Source organism: Variovorax sp. Root411 (assembly GCF_001425205.1).
In the GTDB taxonomy this organism is placed as follows: Bacteria; Pseudomonadota; Gammaproteobacteria; order Burkholderiales; family Burkholderiaceae_C; genus Variovorax.
Map to the genome: position 1 here is coordinate 384,387 of NZ_LMDW01000020.1, position 20,114 is coordinate 404,500.

Below are 20,114 nucleotides of genomic sequence, written 5' to 3' on the forward strand. Positions count from 1 at the left end.
GACTTGCTCCGCCGGTACTTCTCGACGCGCACTTTCATTCCAGAGTGATGTTCGCGCTCTTGATGATCTTTGACCACTTGACGGTGTCCTGTTGAATGAGGTCTGCCAATGCCTTGGAGGAACTGGACGCGGCATCGAGATAGGTGGATGCCAGCCGGGTTTGAATCTGGGGATTTGCTAGCAGGGCCGCGAGCTCGCCATTCAGGCGAGTCACGACAGGCTCGGGTGTTCCCGCGGGTGCCAGGATCGCGAACCAGCCACTGGCGTTGTAGCCGGGCAAACCCGTTTCATCCAACGTCTTGATGTCGGGCGTGATGCTCGAGCGCTTGTTGCCCAGTGCCCCGATGACCTTGATCCTGCCCGTCTTGATCTGCGGGATGGCGGTACCCGTGTCCATGAATGCCAAGTCGATCTCGCCAGACATGAGCGCGACCAGGGCCGGACTGCTGCCGCGATAGGGAACATGCACGATGTCCGTCCTGGACATGGACTTGAAAAGTTCGCCCGCCAGGTGCAATGCCGTACCTTGCCCGCCGGAGCCGTAACTGAGCTTGCCAGGCTGCTTGTGTGCCAATGCAATCAGTTCCGTGACATTGTTAGCCGGCAACCGGGTACTGGCCACGAGTACCAACGGCGTGTTGCCGATGAGAGAGATGGGTGCGAAGTCCTTCGTTGGCTTGTAGGGAAGGTTCTTATACAGGGAAGGGTGGGCTGTGAGGCCTCCAGACGACGCGAGCACCAGGTTGTATCCGTCCGGTGATGACTTGGCGATGGCATCGATGGCGATACCGCCCCCCATGCCCGTACGGTTATCCACAATCACGGGCTGGCCAAGCTTCTCACCAAGTGCGGGCGCGAGGACGCGTGCGACCAGATCCGTGCTGCCGCCTGGGGGAAAGCCGACCACGAGGCGTATCGCTTTCGTGGGGAAGGCAGATCCGGTCTGCGCGGATGCCTGAGGCGCCACTGACGCAAGAAAGGGGGCCAGCGCCATGCCAATCAATGTGCGGCGGCGGTCGGAGAAATTTTCTGTTTTCACAAGGATCCTTTGATAGCTGTCTTTACACGGGCGACTTGTCTCCGGGCGCGTCTCGCTGCCGGGACGCCCGGACGCTCGACTGCAGCGGTCGGAGAATTCGCTCCATGAGGGCGGCCGCCTGTGAATCGCGAGTGCCTTCGCGTCGGCGCGTCTACTCCGGGCGGGCTGGTGCGGCTTCAGCTTGCAATGCGCGCATCCGGATAGTCTCCGATCAACATAGTTGAACGTATAATTATCTGTTGAATGATACGCGCAGGATTGCCTAGGTGTCAAGGCGAGGGAGGAAGGGGGCGCGGACTTTGTGATGGGGAGGGTGTTGAACGAACGCGATGTATCGCCGCAGTACGCATTCGCCGCCATGAAAAAACGATCGCCGGTTACCGAGCTTGGTGAGGCTGGATGGGCATCGTTCGGACTGCAAGCTGCGGCCGGTGCTGCATGCCCACTGCACTGCGGTCCCCGGCCCGCGCGCGTCGGGCTGGGGAATGGGGCGGCTATCGCTCGCCGATGGCGCGAATGACTTCTTCTGCCAGTTGCTCGGCGGACTGAGGATTCTGCCCAGTGACGAGATTGCCATCCACGACGACATGCGAGTGCCATGGTGCCTCACTCTCATAGAGCGCTCCGGCATCGCGCAGGCGGTCTTCGAGAAGCCAGGGTGCGTTCGCAGCGAGTCCAACCTGAGTCTCTTCCACGTTACTGAATCCCGTGACACGACGCCCCTTGAAAGCCCATTGCTGCGCATCACCTGCGCTCAGCAGGCCGGCTTGTCCATGGCAAAGCGCCGCGACGACAACGTCTGGCCGAGCCGCCGCCTGGGCGAGCAGTTTTCCGGTGGCACGATCGACTGCGAGGTCCTGCATGGGACCGTGGCCACCGGGCAGAACGACGGCCTCGTACTTGCCGATGTCCTGATCTTCCACTTGCAGTGGCGAGGCGAGCTCCCGAGCCAGGCTTTCCAGATAGGTCGTCATGGCGGCCACCTTGGCTTCATCGCCACCGTTGACGGCCGCGGACATCCGCGTGTCGTCGCGGATGACCCCGAGGCGGAATGCGCGGCTGTTATCGAAGGGCTCGGTTTCGGACAGTTGCCGGCCCACCTTGCGCTGCCGCATCTTTGGGCAGGCAGGCTCATATCCGTTGCCACGGGACTCTACCCAGCGCCTTCGACCATGTACGTCTATCGGCCGCATCGCACACCGGTTCCGGCACGGATACGCCTGGTGTTCGATGCGCTGTGCGCGGCGCTTGCTTCCAGCGAGACACCAGCCAGTCTCGCGCGAGCCTGACGATCGGAAAGGGGCGGCGCTGGAACCGGCCGAGCCGCTGCGCGGTCAGCCGCTCAGATTGAAGCAGTTCCTCCAAGGGCGGCCGTTGCTCGCGCACAGCTTTCGAGCAGCGCCTTCACGTGCGGCCCGTTTGGCCGCACGTCGAGTGTCGTGCGCGATCCGATCAGGCTCAGCGCGAAGCGCACTTCGCCGGTCCAGTCGCGAATAGGGGCCGCGACGGAGGCATAGCCGGTGCCGTCGGCGCGCTCCATGCTGGCGTAGCCCGCGGTGTCCAACTCGTGCTGAGCTTCCGCGCGAAACGCCTGCGCATCCATGCCGTGCGCCTTGGCTTCCTGTTGCAACAGCCGCCGTGTCTCGGCCGTCGGCAGGCTGCCGACGAACACCTTTCCTGCCGCCGTGGCCAGGATATCGATCAAGCCGGTGCGCATCTGGAATGCGCTGCGAAGCTCGCCATCCTGCTTGAACAAACTCACCGGCCCGTCTGCCGTCCAGGACGACATGGCCGCGTGCTGTTTCGTGGAATCGCGTAGGACGCCGACTTCAAGGCGGACTTGGTCGAAGCCGTCGAGCTGGGCGATCGCGGCCATTCCGAGACGCAATGCGCCCGGGCCGAGCTTGTAGTGCCCCGGCTTCGAGTCGACGGACGCCAATCCCGTTCGCACGAGGCTCACGAGATAGTTGTTCGCGGCACTCCCCGTCATCTCCGCGCGCGTGGCGATCTCCTTGAGGGGAAGCGCCTGCCGGCTCGAATGCAGTGCGAGCAGGACCCTGAATGCCACCTCGACCGACTGGATGCCGCGTCGCTCGTTCTTTTCTTCCATGTTCTAGCCACTGATAGGGGTTTCGAAGTGTACGCCCCCGGTATTGACACATTCGGATCGGCGCTACACAATACAACAATACACCATGCATTCAACAATAATGAATGGAGACGAACGTGAAACAGACATGCTTTGAGGAAATGGTCGACGTGGGGCCGGACAGGCGCAGGCGAGCGACGCTCGCGGGCGCGGTGCTGGCGATGTTGCCCGGAGCCGGTTGGGCCCAGGGCGATTCGCTGCCAGAGCCGTTCCCAAAGAAGGTGGTGACCTTCGTCATGCCGGGGCCCGCGGGGGGCGGCCCCGACCTCGTGGCACGCAAGCTCGGAGATCTGTTGGGCGCACAGTGGAAACAGCCCGTGATCGTCGACAACAAGCCCGGCGCGACCGGTGTGATCGGCGCCGAGTCCGTCGCCCGCGGTGAGGCGTCCGGACATCGGTTGCTTTTCGCATTCACCGCGCTGGTGCAGGCCCCCGCGGTTTTCGCAAAGGTGCCCTACGACCTGGAACGCGATTTCGCGCCTGTGATGCAGGTGGCCAACGCACCGGTGGTGCTTGCGGTGCGCGCCGACTCTCCGATCCGTTCGGTGGCGGACTTCGTGGCGGCTGCAAAGAATCCCGACAAACCCATGTCCTACGGCTCGTTCGGCACCGGCTCGAGCTATCACATCTACGGCGAGGCATTGAAGCGTGCTCAGAAGCTGCAGATGCTGCACGTGCCGTACAAGGGCGAAGCCCTTGCATTGCAGGACCTGCTGGGTGGCGCCATCGATGCGACCTTCGTCTCGGTCGGTACCGCGGGCCCGCAGATTCGAGCCGGGAAGATCCGGCCTCTGGCCATCGTCGCGCCCACACGAAGCACCGTGCTACCCGATGTGCCGACGTTCCGCGAAGCGGGCGTCGCGGGCCTCGATGCGGTGGGCTGGTTCGGTGTGCTGGCGCCGGCGGGCACGCCCCCGGCGGTCGTGCAGAAGATCGCTCAGGACCTTCGTGCCGCCGTCCTGGACAAGTCGGCCTCCGCACGGCTTCAGGAGCTCGGCTTCGAGCCGGTCTCCGAAAGCGATCCAGTCCGCTTCAAGGCCTTCGTGCAGGCGGAAGCCATCCGCTGGAAGAAGCTCATTGCCGATGCAGGCGTGAAGCCCGAGTAACGAGCAGGAGAGCACCGATGGAAATCAACAAGATTCAAAGCGTTTACACCGTCGTGAACGACATGGACAAGCTGCTCGACTTCTACAGCAAGGTCTTGGGCAATCGCCCCAAGTTTCGCGACGCAGACCGCTGGGCGCAATTCGGCGTTGGCAATACCAACTTTGCGCTGAGTTCGCGAGCCGAGGCGGCCCCTCGAGCAACAGCGAGCGTGATCGTCTTCGAGGCGGAGAGTCTCGAGGGGGTACGCGAAGAGATCGTGGCGGCTGGCGGCGTTCTCGTCGCCGAGAGAAACATGGGAGCGCACGGCACGGTATTGAGCTTCACCGATCCCGAAGGTCACCCGTTCCAGGTCTTCTCCAAAAAAACACCCGCGTCCGCATCGCCTACCAGCCAACAGAAAGGCCAATCATGAAATTCGGCATCTTCGACCAGAACGACCGTAGCGGTCGCCCGCTGGCACAACAGTATGAGGAGCGCATGCAGCTCGCCGAACTGTATGACAAGCTCGGTTTCCACTGCTACCACATGAGCGAGCATCACGCGACGTCGCTGAGCACCACGCCTTCCCAAAGCGTGCTGTCGGCCGCGCTGATCCAGCGCACGCGCCAGCTGCGCATCTGTCCTCTGGTCTACCTGCTGCCCGTGCATCATCCGATGCGCCTCGCGGAGGAGATCTGCATGCTCGACCACATGAGCAACGGCCGGTTCGAGTTCGGCATCGGCAAGGGCGCATCGCCGCATGAGCTGGCAGCCCTCGGAGTGGACGCTGCCGACGCGCAGGGCCGCTACGCCGAGTCCTTCGACATCATCAAGCGATTCTTTGCATCCGAGACGCTCGATTTCCAGGGCAAGCACTGGAAGTTCGATGACGTGCCGGTCGAGATGAAGCCGCTGCAGAGGCCTCATCCGGCAGTGTGGTATGCCCTGGCGTCGCCGGACTCCGCCGCGTGGCCGGCTCAGCAGGGGATGAACATCGTCTGTGGCGGTCCGGTCGCGCGCATCCGCGCCATCACGGACCGTCTGCGGGAAGAGTGGACCAAGGCGCACGGCGAGGAGGCGCGCGAACCGCTGATCGGGGTCAACCGCTACATCGTCGTGGGCGAGTCGGACGAGGCGGCGCTTGCCATCGGACGGCAGGCATGGCCGACCTTCTACGAGAACTTCATCAAGCTCTGGCGCAAGCATGGAACGGAGCCCGTCAACGCGAAGCTGCCTCCGAATTTTGATGACCTCGTTGCCACGGGCCATGCCGTGGTGGGTGCCGCCTCCACCGTGCGCGCGGAGCTCACGCGCCAGTTGGAGGAAGGCAACCTCAACTACCTCATTGGCAGCTTCGTGTTCGGCAGCATGCCGCACGCCGACGCTGTGGCCTCGATACAGCGTTTCGCCGCCGATGTCATGCCGGCGCTGCGCGAGATCGAATCCGTTGCCGTATAGCGGAGGCCGCCATGTCTAACGAACCGCGATTCGATGGCAAGGAACTGCGACGCGTCCTGGGCGCGTTCGTCACGGGCGTGACGGTCGTCACCACCGTCGATGCCGAAGGCCGCCAGTGGGGGCTGACTGCCAATTCGTTCAGCTCCGTCTCACTGGACCCGCCCCTGGTCTTGTGGAGCCAGTCCGTCCGTGCGCCCAGTCATCCCGCGTTCTCGGGCGCAGGGCGCTTTGCGATCAACATCCTCGCCGAGGATCAGATCGAGCTATCCAACCGATTCGCAACATCGGGCATCAACAAGTTTGAGGGTGTGGACATCGACGCCGGCGAAGGCGGCGTGCCGCTCCTGCGTGGCTGCAGCGCCTGGCTGGAGTGCACCGTGGAATCGAAAATCCCGGGCGGTGACCATGTGATCTTCGTCGGCGAGGTGCGCAGCGTTCGGCGCAACGAGCGCCGGCCCCTGGTGTTTGGCGGGGGGCAGTATCTAGTTGCCGACGCGCACGACCTTGGAAAGCCGCCTCCCGGTCTTGGAAGCACCGTCCAGTCGCAGTTGCACGCCGCGCGCATCGGAGCAAGAGCCATGACGCGCTTGTCGGAGGATTTCAACGAGACCATGGCACTCTCGGTCTGGGGCAACCATGGTCCGACCGTGACCGCGTGGCAACCATCTAAGACGCCAGTGAGCGACAGCTTGCCCATGGGATTGGCCTTGCGTGTCACGTCGACCTCCACCGGTCTGGCGATGGCGGCGTATCTGCCCCCGGAAGCAACGCGCTGGCTCATCGATGCGGAACTGGACTACAACGCTGCCGAGCAGAACGGAGGGCCCGTCGATGAAGAGCAGCTGACGCGGTTGCTCGACGAGGTTCGCGTCCAGGGCATTGCCACTCGGCCGCCCGGCGCTTTCTATGGCAGCGAGCGATTGGTGAATGCCATCAGCGTGCCCGTGCTCGATGCGAGCGGTTGCGCGGTCATCGCATTGACGGCGATTGGCGACGCGAACCGCTTCCCGGGGGCGCGCAGCCCGCTCGGCGATGCCCTGAGGCAGACAGCCGCGGATCTCTCGCTGCGCCTAGGATTCCAGCCGGACGCAAATGCAAATCCACATGCCAAGAAGCCTGACCTGGCCGCGGCGCAATAGGTATTCACATGTTCAGTTCTGAAGACGCACGCCTCCTGGCGCAGCCCTTGCCACCTCTTCGCTGCGTCGCGACGGTTTCGCCCGTGTATGCGGCGGGTCACGGCGTCATGGAGTACCGCGAGGCGGGCACAATGGACAAACCGGTGCTATTGCTGCTGCACGGCATCGGCTCCAGTTCCGCTGGCTATCGTGCACAGCTCGCGGGGTTGCAGTACCTCTATCGGGTGATCGCGTGGAACGCGCCAGGTTTCGGCGAAAGTACGCCTCTGGCGGATCCCCAGCCGGACAGCGGTCAATACGTGGAGGCAGCCCTCGCGTTCCTGCGAGCGATCGGTGTCCAGCGCCTCGCCGGCCTCGTGGGCAGCTCATGGGGCAGTGTTATCGCGGCGGATTTCGCCAGGTCATCCGATGTTCCGGTGGGGATGCTCATACTCTCCGCGCCGAACACGGCGCGTGCCCTGTCTCAGCCTGAACATGAGCGTGACGCCATACGTGCGGCCACGGTGAAGGCAGGCCTCGCGAGTTTTGGCCAGGATCGCTCGGCCATCGCCGACAAGCTGCTTGCCTCGAATGCGTCGCCGGAAGTTCGCGCGCAGACGATGCGGCTGCGAGACGCCGTGACCCCCGGGGGATGGGAGCAGGCCATGAACATGCTGTTCACTGTCTATACGCCGAAGATTCTGCCGGATGTAAAGGCACCAGTCACGCTGATCGTCGGTCGCGAAGACAAGGTGGCACCCGAGAGCGAACATGCTGCTGTCCTGAGTGGTGTGCGACCGGACGCACGGCTCTACACGCTCGACCGCGTGGGCCACATGCCCAAGCTCGAAGCGCCATCGGCCTTCAATGAAATCGTGGACCGCCGTATCGCGTGGTCCGAGCAGAAGACTTGAGCGGGCGCTCAGGCCGAGCAATCTCCAATCGCGGCGCCAAGCCGTTCCTCTCCACGTGCCCCATGGCCGCGCGCCTGTCGCGCCGGCAATGCGGGCTTGCGCGGAAAAAAGAAAGCAAGTTGATGACTCACCCCGATACCGCCTTTGCCGCCGAACTGGATGCGGCGGAGATTGCATACCTGCAGGCCTGGCAGGGCCGCTCGGAGACCTTGGCGGACGAGATCACCGGTGCGCCCGTCGCGGCCTTGTCGGCGACATTGGACCGGGCAGATCCCGAGCCGCTGATCGGCACCGACCTGCCACCACTGTGGCACTGGCTCTACTTCCTGCCGCGTCATCGTCAGAGCGAACTGGGGCCTGACGGCCATGCGAAACGGGGAGGATTTCTGCCGCCGGTTCCGTTGCCGCGACGGATGTGGGCAGGAGGCCGACTCAAATGGCAGCCCCACAATTGCTTGCGCGTTGGTGAAAGTGCCGAGAGATCTTCCCGCATCGAATCGGTGCTGCACAAGAATGAACGCAGCGGGGAGCTGGTCTTCGTGCTCGTGCGGCACGAACTGCACAACGCACGAGGCCTTGCCCTGAGCGAGGAGCACGACATCGTGTATCGCCCCGCGCCGCGACCCGGTGCTGCGCCCGTGGTGCCGACATTGGCGGAAACAGGCGCGGCCTGGCAGCGCGAAGTCGTCCCGGACGACGTGCTTCTGTTTCGATACTCTGCCTTGACCTTCAACGGGCATCGCATCCACTACGACCGCCAATACGTCACGCAGACCGAAGGTTATCCCGGCCTGATCGTGCACGGCCCCTTGATCGCGACGTTGCTCGTCGATCTCGTGCGCCGCAATCTGCCCGGCAGCACGCTGGAGTCATTCGAGTTTCGCGCGGTCCGACCGACTTTCGATCTGCATCCTTTCAGGCTCAATGGCCAGCCTTTGTCCGACGGGAAGACCGTGCGACTATGGGCTCAGGACCACGAAGGCTTCCTGACGATGCAGGCTACGGCCGTCGTGGCCTGAACGGGGCTGAGAAGCATGAGCGACAGATACCACGACATTCGCGACGCCGTGCGCGACCTTTGTCGACAGTTCACGGATGCATACCACCGCGAGATCGATGCCAGGCGGGGCTATCCGGAGGCCTTCGTCGACGCTGTTGCGAGCGCTGGCTGGATGGCCGCGCTGATCCCCAGCGAATACGGTGGCTCGGGCCTTGGCCTGGCAGAGGCCAGCGTGATCATGGAAGAGATCAACCGTAGCGGCGGCAACTCCGCCGCCTGTCACGGCCAGATGTACAACATGAACACGCTGCTGCGCCATGGCTCGGAGCAGCAGAAGGCTTTCTACCTCCCGCGCATCGCATCGGGTGAGTGGCGCTTGCAGTCCATGGGGGAACCGAGCCGACAACTGGCACCGACACCACGAAGATAAAGAGCACTGCGATCAGGAAAGACGGCCGCTACGTCGTGAATGGCCAGAAGGTGTGGATCAGCCGCGTGCAGCATTCCGACTGGATGATTTTGCTCGCCCGTACCACACCGCTGGCCGACGTAAGAAAAAAATCCGAAGGCATGTCGATCTTCATGGTGGACCTCCGGGCAGCCGAGAGAAGCGGCATGACCGTCCGGCCCATTCCCAACATGGTCAACCACGAGACCAATGAACTGTTTTTCGAGAACCTGGAGATTCCCCAAGACAACCTGATCGGCAAGGAGGGCGAAGGCTTTAAGTACATCCTGGACGGGCTGAATGCGGAGCGCACGCTGATTGCCGCCGAATGCATCGGCGACGGCTACTGGTTCATCGATCGGGTGGCATCGAGCGATGGATTGGCCCCACCCCAAGTGCTCGTCAATTCACGGGGCCGGTTACGAGGGAGCAGATTCCAGGTGGCCATGTCAGACGGTCGGTTTCTTTGGCGGCACTCCGTAGTAAGCATGGAACGCATGGGCAAAGCTGGCATAGCTGCTGTACCCCACGCTCCTGGCAATGTCGCTGATCGAAAGATGGCCGCCGTCTAGCAGTGTCTTCGCTTCCCGCATTCTCAGCGCGTGGGCAAAGGCATTAGGCGTGGCTCCAAAGCGCGCCTTGAAGCCCGCTGTGAGCATGTTGCGATTGAGCCCGACCTTCTGAGCCAGCTCGTCGACGGTCGGGGGGGTGCTGAGCGTGCGCCGATAAATTTCAGCTGCGGCCCCGATGGCCTGTTGAGTGGCTTCCCACCTGTGGATGCGGCCGGGGCCTCTCGCGCCGGCTATCGAATGCAGTTGAGCGACGACGTTGCAGAGGATCTCCGTTACTTTGGCGGCCACGTAGAGACTGTTGAGGGGTTCCTTCATTCGGCACGAAAGAATCTCTTGCGCAGCAACGATGTTCGGTCCTTGAGTTGCGAGCTCGATCGCGACGGGCATCCCTCGCGCGGATTGAAAGAGAGGCACATAGTCGGTAGGCACCATGTCAGGCTGCAGACCGTAGCGTGAGAGGAAATGCCGCCTGTCACAGGCGATCCAGATCCCTTGCAGCTTCTGGCCTGCATTGGTCACCGACAGAGATTCGGGTAGGTTGGAGATGGAAGTCATGGACGACTCGACGATTTGTGATCGAACGGCGCTCCAGCGCATGTAAGTGCCCGCCAGCATGATCTGCACGCACACCATGTCCGCACGTTCGATCATCAGTTCGTAGGGCAGCAGCGTCTCGTAGTCCATGACGTGAAGCAGCGTTCCCTCATCGACCCGACGATAGCGATGATCTTCGGTCCGATAGAGCCCCTCCAGAGGTCCCAGTACTTCGCTTCCCGCCACCGAAGGCTGCCATCGAAGCTGTCTTCGAATTTGCTCAAGGTCGATTGACAGAGCCCTGCGGTTCTTCGGTCGACTGGAGTGCGGAGGCATGCGCGAGATCACACGTCAAACGGCACTCGCTGTCAACTTGTTCAAAAAGATGATGAACAAGGAAATGAAGTTGCTCACACTTTGATTGCCAAGGCGCATTCGATTTCATCACTAGATGTGTGAAAGCTTCACACGGGCACTAGTTCACGCGCGACGGATGCCTGCCGTCTTCAACAATCTGCCCTGTTCTGTCGTGAGCGCCAGTAGGTACGAACGGCCCGCGCTCAAGACCCCTGGCACACGGATGCGGGTCGCGTGCGTGGGCTGAGCAAGCCTGGACACCCGGCTTCATCCCGAATCAGGTCGCCGCCGCAAGCAGTGTCGAAGTGCGCTCCATTGAATCTTCGCACTCTCACCTCGCAATTTCATTAATCGATTTCTTGCACTCTTATGAAAAAGACTCTCATCGCCGTTCTTGTCATCTTCACGCTTGGATTGTCGGTTGCCGTCGCGCAAACCACCTGCCCCAACCCCACCACGACCAGCGGTAGCGGCGGCGGTAACAACGGCAACGGCAACGGGCAAAACAACTGATTCCGCTGGCGGGAAATACCACATTATGAAACTCTCTAGCTTTTTCGCTGTTGCGCTTCTCGCGGCGCTCGCCCTCCCTGCGCTCGCGCAGACCTCGACCTCTGACTCGTACAACTATCCGAACTCGAACGCGTCCGTCTATTCGCCCGTCGATGTGAGCGTCGATCCGTGCAACCCGAGTCAGGCGACCAGCACGAGCACCAGCACCGCCACGGGCGGCAACCAGCGCCAGCAGCAGGCCAACACCAGCACGAACGCCAACTCGGCGACTGGCGGTGCTGGCGGCGCCGGCACTGCAACGGGCACGAACACCAGCACGAACACGGCTTCCGGTGGCTCCGCAACCGGTGGCAAGGGTGGTGCAGGCGGCGTCTCGAACGTCACCGTCAATGCAGGCGGCTCAACGGGCGCGGCCGGCTCCGGCTCCAGTGCCCCCGGCAACCTGTCGCTGTCGAACACGAACGTGCAGGAGCGCACCACGGTTTGGGCTCCGGTTCTCCATGGTCAGGCCGCCGCGCCGCTGGCCGCCGCGAATATGGTAGTCACGCCGATGGTCTGCGGCCCGCGCGTGCGGGTCGTTCGCCGGCCGGTCCTGGGTAAGCGCTTCGGCGTGCTGGGCGGGCAGAGCGACGTAGAGCAAGGCGAAGACGACGACATCGAGCCGGCGGACGCCCCGTTCGTCGAGATTGACGGGAAGCTTTACGGTCATCAGGTGACGCAGTACGCGGCGGTCCTCGGCACGTCCTCGTCCGGCAGCTTCTCCATCGGCGGCTACGGCTCCAGCGGCAACGGCGCGCAGGGTGGTGCGGCGCAGAGCGGCCAGCTCCAGCAGATCAGCAGCCGCTTCTACGTGCGCGATTGCCTGATGGCTGTGGCGCAACCTGCGGTCAAGCTCGTCGAGACCAAGGCGATTCGCGAGTGAGCCTCATCGTCGTCAGCCTCACTGCCGCCACCATCTGTTTCGCCGGCCAGTGTCACCACGCCCTGGTCGGCAAGGACACACCCGTAGGCATCTTCCCGCTCACGCAGCGGATCGTTCAGGCCGAGGGCTATGGCGGCGATGTCCTGCAGTTCAAGGAGACGGCTCGCGAGGTCTTCGCTGTGCACAGGGTCTGGCTCGGCAACCCGACGCAGCACCGGCTCGAACGCCTGCGCGGCCCGGCCGCCGGGCGCCGTGGCATCACGGGTGGTTGCATCAACGTTGCACCCGAGGTCTACGACGCGCTGGTGGGTATGACCGAATTGAAGGTGACTTGGTGACGAAGTTTGGCCAGCTTTGAGCTCGATGGCCCGGCGTGACTCAGTTTGCAAAACAAGTTTGCACGGCAAACCATCGCCACCATCGCGTAATAGTCCGCCCAAGGCCGTCGTTAACGATCGAGGGTTTAGGGCGTGACGTCGACGATGTGCTGGAACAGAGCGAAGGCGACGCGCCAAGCCCGACGCGACGGTGGCCGCCGACGGCTCCGAGGCCGCGCTGCAATGCGAGCTTCGACCGGTGCAGCGCGACCGAGAGCCTGGCCAGCGCGAGTGATGCCCAGCGCGGGCTGCGTGGCTGCCACCGGCGCCGCAGCTAGGGCCCTCTGAATCGGTCCCGACAACGCTGCCGCACGCGCCAGCGGCCGCGCACCCCACCCGATCGCCGACAGTGAGCTTCCGCCCGTCGCAGGGCCCAGGCCGCCCGCGAATCCCCATTTTCCGTAGTGGCCGCATGGCAATCACTCGCCTATAAGCGGCGTATGAGGATGAGAACACTGACCCTTACGATCTTCACGTGCTGCGCGCTGGCGCTTATCAGCGCCTGACGGGCCTGTCGTTGCGCGACTGCCCACATTGCAAGCGCGGCCAGATGGTGTGCATCGAGTCGTTCCTTGCGGGAGCGCAACTACGTGGGCCGCCGAGCGTGGCATCGTGAATGCTCGGCCCCAACCTCTGCGCTCTCCTCGCGACGCCGATCGCGAAGCGCCGGTCCTGCGTGCGTCTATCGGATGTGCGGTCCTGCGCCAACCTGGTCGCCTTCGCTCGCTGGCACCGATGGCGCTGCCGGCTGCGCAAGTGGCCGGAATCCGAGCTTCGGCAGGCGAACTCGCGATCCCTTGTAGTGCCGCGATCGCTGGTATCTCCGCACTGCGAAGACCCGTCGTCTTCATTCAATTCCCATAACACGCCACCACCGAGCGGCGCCTTAGTCCAACGGGATCTTTAGCCTACCGGTCGCGGGGAAATCTCGCGACTCCGGCCCACGCCTGCTCGCCGCGCCCGCCAGGCTAAAGACGCTCTTCATAATGTTGCGCGCAACATTACTGGACGAGCTGGGTTACCTGCCGTTCGAGGCTAACGCCGCGCATCTGTTCTTCCAAATGGTGAGCAGGGCGCTATGAACGCGGCTCGATGCTGGTCACCAGCAACCGCTCGGTTGCCGAGTGGGGAGCCGTGTTCGGCGACGCCGTGGTGGCCACCGCGATCCTGGACCGGCTGCTGCACCACAGTCATGTCATCACGATACGTGGCGACAGCTACCGGCTCAGATCGAAGCGCCGCGCTGGCCTGGTTAACCAGGCCAGCGCGAAAGACGCAGTCACGACAGATTGATCAACAACCCGGGGGNAGGCGCTATGAACGCGGCTCGATGCTGGTCACCAGCAACCGCTCGGTTGCCGAGTGGGGAGCCGTGTTCGGCGACGCCGTGGTGGCCACCGCGATCCTGGACCGGCTGCTGCACCACAGTCATGTCATCACGATACGTGGCGACAGCTACCGGCTCAGATCGAAGCGCCGCGCTGGCCTGGTTAACCAGGCCAGCGCGAAAGACGCAGTCACGACAGATTGATCAACAACCCGGGGGGCAGTTCTTCATGTCGCCAGGGGGGCAGCTCCTGATGTCGCTTGACAGTGGATTCGCGCTGTGATGGCTTGTGTCACTGCTTGCCGGCGCGGATGGAGGGGACAAGAGACGGTTCTTCCATGCCCGCTCAAGGACGCACAGTCAAAGCTGGGTTGCGGGCCGGCACAGGTCTGATGCAGCGCTGAGACGCTTTTGGAAGTGAGATGCCGCGCGCCATCAGGCCGTCCCGTCAGTTTTCAGAGGCCTCTCAAAAGTCCTAGTTGTTTAAGGTGGCACCTCGTTGCACGCTAGGAGCAGATCCATGCGTAAGACGATTTTGAGAGGAGGCTGCCGCTGGGTCGAACAGCGATTTTCGAGCCCTGAGCAGTGCACTTTCACTCTGGCGTGGGCACTGGTTCTGCTTCCATTCGGCTCTTCAAGCGAGGCACTCATCTCAAACAATGCGCGGCTTGAAGGCACGGCACCCATAAAGGATCTGTCATGCAACTCGAACACCACGTTGACGCTCGCGAGCTTGTTCCGCCGAATGTCGGCGCACCTGCGTTCTTTCGCTTGTCTGACGTGATTCGCATCACTGCATTGAGTCGTGCCACCGTGTACCGAAGAATTGCCGAAGGCAAGTTCCCGCCACCGATACATATAGGAGTGCGCACCTGTCGTTGGCCGCGCGCGGCACTTCAACAGTGGATCGAGGATCCGGAGAGCTATTCGAGTACACCTCTATCGCCGAAGCCTTGAGCTAGGCGCATGCGCCGCTCCGGTCGACAGTAGCTGCCGCACGACTAGCCAAGCCGTTCTCTGGAACCACGGGGGTCGTGATGCGCCACGCGCCTCATCGCGTTTCGCAGGTTTCGCAGGCGGCGCGCTGCGTGATGATCGGACCTCAGGTGCTTTCGTCGGCGAGCTTCCAGATGCGTTCTTTGATGTGCTTGCCCTTTGCCGGCATGGGTGACACCCCTCAGCAGTTCGAGGATCGAGTCGGCTCCCGCCGAGTCCTGCCCGATCACGTGCGCGCCCTGCCAGAACAACACGCCCGCGCCATGCTTGGGGTTGCAGCCCAAGTCACCGATTCCTAGCTGGCTCTTCTGCCAACTGCCTGGTCGGCAATGGCGCACAAATTGCGTCTATTCGGCGCGCAATTTGTCGAGATAGTTTGCCCACGTCACCATCATCTTGCGGCGCTGGTCTTTGAACTTCGCACGGTTGTAGGCAGTGCCGAGCGGCCCGCGCTTGCCATGGGCGAGTTGCTCTTCGATGACCTCGGGGTCGATATGGAGTTCCTCAACCATGATCGTGCGAGCCATCGCGCGGAAGCCGTGCGCGGTCATCTCAGTATTGTCGAATCCCATGCGACGAAGCGCGGTGTTGATCGTGTTGTCCGACATCGGCCGCTCGCCCGTTAGTAGGCTCGGGAAGACGTAGCGACCATTTCCTGTGAGCACCTGCATGCGCTTCAAGGACTCTACGGCCTGCGGCGCTAGCGGAACCAGGTGCGGCTCGCCACTGAGTTTGGCCTGCTTGGTTCTCTTCATCGACGCGGCGGGGATAGTGAGCAAAGCGCCTTCGAGATCCACCCAGGCCCACTCCATTGCGCGAATGTTTCCGGGCCGTTGGAAAAGCAAGGCGGACAGCAGCAGCGCCTCTTGCGTGGCCGGCAGGCCGTGATAGCTGTCGATCGCGCGCATCAGCGCCGCGGCCTTCTCCGGCTTCAGCACCGCGGCCATGTTCTTCACGATGACTGCGCCTAAAGCATCGCGCAGCTTCGTCGCCGGATCGTCTTCACACCGCCCCGTGGCAATGCCATAGCGAAACACTTGGCCCGCGTACTGGCGAAGGGACACAGCCGTCTCATTGAGTCCTTTGCTTTCGACCCGCCGCAACGGCTCTAGCAACACGCGTGCCGTGATTTCGCGTAGCGGCAGACCGCCGATCCATGGGAACAGATTGCTCTCTTGCAGGCGCAGCCACTTCGCGCTATGGGCCTCGCTCCATTCCTTCTGCTTGATCGCATGAAACTCGCGCGCCACGAGTTCGTAGGTCGTGATCGCGCTAGCGCGGACGCTCGCCTTGTCGAGTCGCCGGCGCTGCGTCGGGTCGGCGCCGGTCTGAAGCACCTTGCGCGCCTCCTCCCGTGCGGTTCGTGCATCCTTGATTTTGATTGTCGGATAGCTGCCGATAGCCAAGCGCTTCTCTTTGCCATCGAAGGTGTACTTCCAGAACCAGCGTTTCGACCCGTTGGACGCGACCTCTAGGTAGAGATTACCGCCGTCGGCGAAGCGCGCGCGCGCCTTGTCGATGGGGCATGACGCGTTCTTGCAAGCGACTTCTGTGAGCATAGATAGGGGAACAGGCTTCTCAACCGAAGGCAAAAGCGCCTTCGTTCCCCGTGTTGTACCCCTTCATCCGGTGCGCTGCAATGAGCGAACATGAGAGGTCACGAGAGAAGTCCTGGAGCTAAGTCGTTGATCCGACTAGCTTTTGAGTCAACATGAGAGAACATGAGTGACTAACTGGAGCGGGTGAAGGGAATCGAACCCTCGTATGAAGCTTGGGAAGCTGCCGTTCTGCCATTGAACTACACCCGCATCGCAAGTCGTTGATTTCAAACGACTTTTTAGAGGCCGAAACCGCATGATGGTCAGAGTTCGGCGGGGCAATTCTATCCACACTTTCGGCTTCCCCTGCGCAACTGGTGGCCGCCAACTGCCGATAGGAATTTTCACCAATGAGCCCTTTAATAGTCAGGTAAAAGTCAGAAAACAGTTTCAGCATTGCGTTCGAAAGTATTACTTCTGTTCGTGGACTCCGCCCCGACCTCGGCTCAGGGCAGGAGCCCAAAAAGCGATCCGGAGGGTGCGATGCGCTTGACCAGCTTGAATTGGGTCGGAACTTCGGAAACGATGTTTCGCGTGTGGGCGGACAATCCTGACCGCTTCTCTACCCAGAGGATCACGCCGATGCACCACAACTTTCACGAGCATCCCCTGTTTCAGGTGCCCGAACTCGTGAAGCTCGGGATGGAACTCTCGAAACTGGACCAATGCAGGTTCATGAACCCGGACAGGACGGTCGCGTCCACGCTCGCGCACGACAGCCGGCATCCGGATGGGCGCAGCATCGAAGAATTCTTCCAGCGCATGGAGGAGCCGGGTTCGTCGGTTTCCTTCTACAACATCGAGGTCATCCCCCGCTATCAGGCCCTGCTGATGTCGGTGGTGAACTCGATGCGCTCGCTCGTCGAGCGCGAGCAGCCGGACATCTTCAGGGTGAACGGATTCGTCTTCTTCTCTGCGCCGCCATCCGTGACGCCCTTTCACATCGATCGCGAGAACAACTTCTGGCTGCAGTTGCACGGGCGCAAGACCCTCAACGTCTGGGATCACCGCGATCGCACCATCGTGCCGGCCGAAGCCGTGGAGGACTTCATCGTCACGCAGTCGCTCAAGAAAGTGCGCTTCGACGAAGCGTTCTTGCCGCGCGGGCTGGAGTTCGATGCGCAGCCGGGAGATGCCATCTACTTCCCGAGCACCTCGCCCCACATGACGAGATCCAAGGCCGGCGGGACTGCCCCTGGCGATCGCCTGTCGATCTCGATCGGGGTGACCTTCTACACCGCAGCCACGCGCGAGGTCGCCCGCATCCATCAGGTGAACCGGCTGATGCGCAAGTGCGGCCTGTCTCCCTCGTATCCGCGGGAATCGCCCACCGCGGACGCAGTCAAGTCGGCCGTCGGCGGCATGGTCGGCGCAGGGCGCGCCAGTCTCGGCGCCGCGCGGGCCCGGTTCATCAGCATGACGACGGCGCGACGTTTCAAGCACACGCCGCCGCCGGGCTCCTACTGAAGAACTGGCCTGCGCGGGGCCACTCCCTCCTGCTCGAACTGTGGGGGCATGCCCTTCGAGTTCGCCCCCCCGCGGGGGGCTGGCACCATATCGAGCATGAAATTCAAACTCACCAGGCTGGCCGTCCATCTGCTCCTCGTCGCGGCAGCCGGGTCCTCCGCCGCGGGAACGATCGTGTGCGCGCCGGCTTCGAACAGCGCAGGGCCGGCTCCCTGGATCCGCAGGATCTCGATCGACGAGCACTCTCGCACCGTCAACATGGACGTCGTTCGCCAGAGGACGAAAGACACGGACACCATGGGCAAGATGAGGGCCGAACTGCTGAGCATGGACGAGACCCAGGGCGGCGAGCCGGTCTATGTGTTCAACGCCATTCCCACTGCGAGTGACGAAGTCACGCACCTCTTCAAGCTGTTCAAGGCGGGAGAATGGCGCCTGCTACGTGCCGGGGTGACGTTCGTCGGCAAGGTGCCGGCACTGCGAACGATCGAGACAAGCACGGTCCTGGATTGCAAGCGGTCGGACATGGGGTAGCTCCGCCGCGATCGGAAACGCCGCAACGAAAGCAGGTAACCCGAAGGTAGGCTTGTTCCGACAGACTTGAAGGCTGGTGCGGAGGAACATGGCTTCCTACCGCACCCTCGCGGAAAGGAGCTTGAAATGACGTTCGACTTCTTGTTTCGCCCGAGTCACACCGCGTATCTCCGGCGCGCGGCGGCTCTTCTGGAAGAGGCGCAGATGGCGCGCATCGAGCATCAGGCTGCGGCAGAGCATCACAGTGCCCTCGCCAGGATGTACGCCGAACGCGTCAGGCGTCTCGAGAATGAGCTCTATCGCCAGCCGCAGAATGTGGCGCACGGAATGCCCGCCGAAGGCGCCGCCCCCGACGAGCGGCCGCAGTTGTATTCACTGGACGGAACCCGCAAGCCCGGGCTGACCTCGGCGACCTGAGGCAGGAGGCGGCCCCTGGGCCATGTGTTGGATGAGCCCAAAAAAACACCCGCCGAAGCGGGTCGGAGCAGCCCGTGGGCGCACGCTCCAAGCACTGACCGAGAGCTCTTCTTTTATGCGGCCCTGTTGCGTGACAGCATCGGTATCGTCGGTGCTCCCCTGGGGCCTGGGTGTCAGCCAGAAATAGGTAGTCGCCGTAGGACACGCATAAAAACGTGAACTATTTGGCAGTATTTTTCGGCTGGGAGACTGATAGGGCCGATTCGGCCAGACCTGTTCGTCCCAAGTGTCGGCCCCGTCCGACAACGCGGCGGCACATGAAGCCCTAGATTTCGCGGGCTCGCTTCGAAGTGCGAGTTCTCTGTGCGTGACAGCACCCGAGAGGTTCAAACCCAGCCCCGTGCTGGGTTTTTTTTGTGCCGCGTCTTCTTCTGCGTTGTGCCCACGGAATCCATCAACGCAGGAACACGTGCCGCATGAACTGCATGATCGGGTACTGGATCACCGTCTGCACCTTTGCCGGCAGTTCCAGTGGCCGCATCAGCATCTTGAGCGTGTGGCCGGGGCTCAGGTTGGCGCGGATCGCGCTGTTCATGTCCGCGCTCAATTGCTGCACGTAGGCCGTGTCGGCGGCGCGGCCGGGCGAGCGCGTCTTCACCACATGGCGGATCGCGCACTCGGCATCTTCGCTCTTGAGTTCGAGCGTGCGGCGGCCGATGGTGCCCATCACGCGCAGGCGGCCCAGCCTTTCCTGCTCGCGGTAGCGGCGGAAGAAGCGGTAGAAGTGCTTGTAGTGGTTGACCTCGTCGGTCGCGATGCGGGTCGCCAGGTCCTGCAGCACGGGCTCGTCGGTGCTGCGCGCCATGGCGCGGTAGTAGGTAGCGGTGCCGGTCTCGACCACGCAACGGGCGGTCATTTCGAGGGCGCGGGTCGGGGCCAGCAACTCGACCTTGCAGTAGGTCGCATATTCCTCCAGGAAGCCCTGGTAGGCGACATCCCATTCGAACTCCGGCCATACGTGGCGGACATATGCGCGCAGGGCCCTGCCGTGCTGCAGTTCCTCGAGTTCCCAGTGGTTCGACAACCAGTCGGTGACCTCGTCGTCGCCACGGAAAAAATCGACCAGGTTGTGTGTGTAGAGGTCCGAGCCGCTCTCGACGAAGGAGGCGGAGGTCACCAGGTAGAAGAGATTTTCGTCCGGGCGCACCTTGTCGAGCGCGATGCGCGAGAAATCCAGGTCTTCGATCTTCCAGTGCTGTTCCGCCTCTTGGCTTGCCATTCGAGCTCC

At 62.7% G+C, this 20,114-nt stretch carries 21 protein-coding genes, 1 tRNA gene and 2 pseudogenes; 17 read left to right on the top strand and 7 right to left on the bottom strand.

Translation table 11 applies throughout. The features are described 5' to 3' along the window. Positions 1–34: 34 nt before the first annotated feature. Together ASC92_RS26300 and ASC92_RS28365 are read right to left on the bottom strand one after the other, a co-directional pair. Positions 35–1,039 (bottom strand): Bug family tripartite tricarboxylate transporter substrate binding protein, encoded by a 1,005-nt coding sequence (locus ASC92_RS26300; RefSeq protein WP_235506010.1) that lies wholly within the window; start codon positions 1,037–1,039, stop codon positions 35–37. 494 nt (positions 1,040–1,533) lie between these two features. Beyond that, complete coding sequence (locus tag ASC92_RS28365; protein ID WP_235506011.1) at positions 1,534–2,154, bottom strand: type 1 glutamine amidotransferase domain-containing protein; 621 nt, start codon at positions 2,152–2,154, stop codon at positions 1,534–1,536. Here ASC92_RS28365 and ASC92_RS29510 point away from each other — a divergent pair. Then, the gene (locus tag ASC92_RS29510) at positions 2,104–2,328 is read left to right on the top strand and encodes a hypothetical protein (RefSeq protein ID WP_235506021.1); all 225 of its coding nucleotides are present in this window, start codon (positions 2,104–2,106) and stop codon (positions 2,326–2,328) included. The genes ASC92_RS28365 and ASC92_RS29510 overlap by 51 nt on opposite strands. Positions 2,329–2,381: 53 nt before the next feature. Here the strand turns inward: ASC92_RS29510 and ASC92_RS26310 are convergent, their stop codons facing one another. Then, the gene (locus tag ASC92_RS26310; protein WP_056521839.1) at positions 2,382–3,149 is read right to left on the bottom strand and encodes an IclR family transcriptional regulator; all 768 of its coding nucleotides are present in this window, start codon (positions 3,147–3,149) and stop codon (positions 2,382–2,384) included. A gap of 116 nt (positions 3,150–3,265) precedes the next feature. On the opposite strand from ASC92_RS26310, the gene ASC92_RS26315 reads away from it, so the two are divergent. From ASC92_RS26315 to ASC92_RS26345, 7 genes and pseudogenes are all read left to right on the top strand, one after another. Further along, complete coding sequence (locus ASC92_RS26315) at positions 3,266–4,294, top strand: Bug family tripartite tricarboxylate transporter substrate binding protein (protein WP_162245745.1); 1,029 nt, start codon at positions 3,266–3,268, stop codon at positions 4,292–4,294. Between the two features lie 17 nt (positions 4,295–4,311). After that, complete coding sequence (locus tag ASC92_RS26320; protein WP_056521845.1) at positions 4,312–4,707, top strand: VOC family protein; 396 nt, start codon at positions 4,312–4,314, stop codon at positions 4,705–4,707. Continuing rightward, a complete protein-coding gene (locus ASC92_RS26325) occupies positions 4,704–5,732 on the top strand; it encodes an LLM class flavin-dependent oxidoreductase (RefSeq protein ID WP_056521847.1) in 1,029 nt (342 codons plus the stop codon). The genes ASC92_RS26320 and ASC92_RS26325 overlap by 4 nt, the downstream gene beginning before the upstream one ends. A gap of 11 nt (positions 5,733–5,743) precedes the next feature. Next, on the top strand, positions 5,744–6,871 hold the full coding sequence (locus ASC92_RS29615) for a flavin reductase (RefSeq protein ID WP_082519733.1): 1,128 nt from the start codon (positions 5,744–5,746) through the stop codon (positions 6,869–6,871). 8 nt (positions 6,872–6,879) lie between these two features. Continuing rightward, entirely contained in the window at positions 6,880–7,764 is an 885-nt protein-coding gene (locus ASC92_RS26335) for an alpha/beta fold hydrolase (RefSeq protein WP_056521850.1), read from the top strand. Between the two features lie 122 nt (positions 7,765–7,886). Then, complete coding sequence (locus ASC92_RS26340; protein WP_056521853.1) at positions 7,887–8,783, top strand: FAS1-like dehydratase domain-containing protein; 897 nt, start codon at positions 7,887–7,889, stop codon at positions 8,781–8,783. 15 nt (positions 8,784–8,798) lie between these two features. After that, positions 8,799–9,577 (top strand): annotated as a pseudogene (locus ASC92_RS26345) (acyl-CoA dehydrogenase family protein); the annotation flags it as partial. Between the two features lie 84 nt (positions 9,578–9,661). On the opposite strand, the gene ASC92_RS28375 reads toward ASC92_RS26345, so the two are convergent. Further along, positions 9,662–10,468, bottom strand: coding sequence for a helix-turn-helix transcriptional regulator (locus ASC92_RS28375; RefSeq protein WP_162245746.1), 807 nt, complete (start codon positions 10,466–10,468; stop codon positions 9,662–9,664). A 576-nt stretch (positions 10,469–11,044) separates the two neighbouring features. Between ASC92_RS28375 and ASC92_RS28810 the strand changes: the two genes are divergently transcribed. The 6 genes and pseudogenes from ASC92_RS28810 to ASC92_RS28380 all read left to right on the top strand — a co-directional run bounded on the left by ASC92_RS28810 (position 11,045) and on the right by ASC92_RS28380 (position 14,771). Continuing rightward, on the top strand, positions 11,045–11,188 hold the full coding sequence (locus ASC92_RS28810) for a hypothetical protein (protein ID WP_157609138.1): 144 nt from the start codon (positions 11,045–11,047) through the stop codon (positions 11,186–11,188). 25 nt (positions 11,189–11,213) lie between these two features. Continuing rightward, on the top strand, positions 11,214–12,110 hold the full coding sequence (locus tag ASC92_RS26350) for a hypothetical protein (RefSeq protein ID WP_056521856.1): 897 nt from the start codon (positions 11,214–11,216) through the stop codon (positions 12,108–12,110). After that, complete coding sequence (locus ASC92_RS26355; protein ID WP_056521859.1) at positions 12,107–12,448, top strand: hypothetical protein; 342 nt, start codon at positions 12,107–12,109, stop codon at positions 12,446–12,448. Before ASC92_RS26350 ends, ASC92_RS26355 begins: the two co-directional genes overlap by 4 nt. A gap of 1,131 nt (positions 12,449–13,579) precedes the next feature. Next, positions 13,580–13,780 (top strand): ATP-binding protein, encoded by a 201-nt coding sequence (locus ASC92_RS26360; RefSeq protein ID WP_200936045.1) that lies wholly within the window; start codon positions 13,580–13,582, stop codon positions 13,778–13,780. Positions 13,781–13,796: 16 nt separating this feature from the next. Beyond that, positions 13,797–14,018 (top strand): annotated as a pseudogene (locus ASC92_RS26365) (ATP-binding protein); the annotation flags it as partial. A gap of 495 nt (positions 14,019–14,513) precedes the next feature. After that, the gene (locus tag ASC92_RS28380) at positions 14,514–14,771 is read left to right on the top strand and encodes a helix-turn-helix transcriptional regulator (RefSeq protein WP_082519735.1); all 258 of its coding nucleotides are present in this window, start codon (positions 14,514–14,516) and stop codon (positions 14,769–14,771) included. A 386-nt stretch (positions 14,772–15,157) separates the two neighbouring features. Here the strand turns inward: ASC92_RS28380 and ASC92_RS26375 are convergent, their stop codons facing one another. Together ASC92_RS26375 and ASC92_RS26380 are read right to left on the bottom strand one after the other, a co-directional pair. Next, entirely contained in the window at positions 15,158–16,369 is a 1,212-nt protein-coding gene (locus ASC92_RS26375) for a tyrosine-type recombinase/integrase (RefSeq protein WP_056521865.1), read from the bottom strand. A 175-nt stretch (positions 16,370–16,544) separates the two neighbouring features. Then, positions 16,545–16,618, bottom strand: a tRNA-Gly gene (locus ASC92_RS26380). Positions 16,619–16,831: 213 nt separating this feature from the next. On the opposite strand from ASC92_RS26380, the gene ASC92_RS26385 reads away from it, so the two are divergent. From ASC92_RS26385 to ASC92_RS26395, 3 genes are all read left to right on the top strand, one after another. Then, positions 16,832–17,875, top strand: coding sequence for a cupin domain-containing protein (locus ASC92_RS26385; RefSeq protein WP_235506012.1), 1,044 nt, complete (start codon positions 16,832–16,834; stop codon positions 17,873–17,875). A gap of 96 nt (positions 17,876–17,971) precedes the next feature. Next, positions 17,972–18,409 carry a hypothetical protein gene (locus ASC92_RS26390; protein WP_056522184.1) on the top strand — a complete coding sequence of 146 codons (438 nt, stop codon included), beginning with the start codon at positions 17,972–17,974 and terminating at the stop codon, positions 18,407–18,409. A gap of 126 nt (positions 18,410–18,535) precedes the next feature. Continuing rightward, complete coding sequence (locus ASC92_RS26395) at positions 18,536–18,826, top strand: hypothetical protein (RefSeq protein WP_056521870.1); 291 nt, start codon at positions 18,536–18,538, stop codon at positions 18,824–18,826. Between the two features lie 454 nt (positions 18,827–19,280). Here the strand turns inward: ASC92_RS26395 and ASC92_RS26400 are convergent, their stop codons facing one another. Continuing rightward, a complete protein-coding gene (locus ASC92_RS26400) occupies positions 19,281–20,105 on the bottom strand; it encodes a ferritin-like domain-containing protein (protein ID WP_056521874.1) in 825 nt (274 codons plus the stop codon). Between the last annotated feature and the right edge of the window lie 9 nt (positions 20,106–20,114).

Coding starts and splice junctions, on each gene's coding strand:
- ASC92_RS26340 (WP_056521853.1), top strand. CDS start 7,887: ATGACTCACCCCGATACCGCCTTTGCCGCCGAACTGGATGCGGCGGAG.
- ASC92_RS26395 (WP_056521870.1), top strand. CDS start 18,536: ATGACGTTCGACTTCTTGTTTCGCCCGAGTCACACCGCGTATCTCCGG.
- ASC92_RS26360 (WP_200936045.1), top strand. CDS start 13,580: ATGCTGGTCACCAGCAACCGCTCGGTTGCCGAGTGGGGAGCCGTGTTC.
- ASC92_RS26335 (WP_056521850.1), top strand. CDS start 6,880: ATGTTCAGTTCTGAAGACGCACGCCTCCTGGCGCAGCCCTTGCCACCT.
- ASC92_RS26325 (WP_056521847.1), top strand. CDS start 4,704: ATGAAATTCGGCATCTTCGACCAGAACGACCGTAGCGGTCGCCCGCTG.
- ASC92_RS28375 (WP_162245746.1), bottom strand. CDS start 10,468: ATGGACTACGAGACGCTGCTGCCCTACGAACTGATGATCGAACGTGCG.
- ASC92_RS29615 (WP_082519733.1), top strand. CDS start 5,744: ATGTCTAACGAACCGCGATTCGATGGCAAGGAACTGCGACGCGTCCTG.
- ASC92_RS26310 (WP_056521839.1), bottom strand. CDS start 3,149: ATGGAAGAAAAGAACGAGCGACGCGGCATCCAGTCGGTCGAGGTGGCA.
- ASC92_RS26400 (WP_056521874.1), bottom strand. CDS start 20,105: ATGGCAAGCCAAGAGGCGGAACAGCACTGGAAGATCGAAGACCTGGAT.
- ASC92_RS26390 (WP_056522184.1), top strand. CDS start 17,972: ATGAAATTCAAACTCACCAGGCTGGCCGTCCATCTGCTCCTCGTCGCG.
- ASC92_RS28810 (WP_157609138.1), top strand. CDS start 11,045: ATGAAAAAGACTCTCATCGCCGTTCTTGTCATCTTCACGCTTGGATTG.
- ASC92_RS26320 (WP_056521845.1), top strand. CDS start 4,312: ATGGAAATCAACAAGATTCAAAGCGTTTACACCGTCGTGAACGACATG.
- ASC92_RS26375 (WP_056521865.1), bottom strand. CDS start 16,369: ATGCTCACAGAAGTCGCTTGCAAGAACGCGTCATGCCCCATCGACAAG.
- ASC92_RS28380 (WP_082519735.1), top strand. CDS start 14,514: ATGCAACTCGAACACCACGTTGACGCTCGCGAGCTTGTTCCGCCGAAT.
- ASC92_RS26350 (WP_056521856.1), top strand. CDS start 11,214: ATGAAACTCTCTAGCTTTTTCGCTGTTGCGCTTCTCGCGGCGCTCGCC.
- ASC92_RS28365 (WP_235506011.1), bottom strand. CDS start 2,154: ATGCGGCAGCGCAAGGTGGGCCGGCAACTGTCCGAAACCGAGCCCTTC.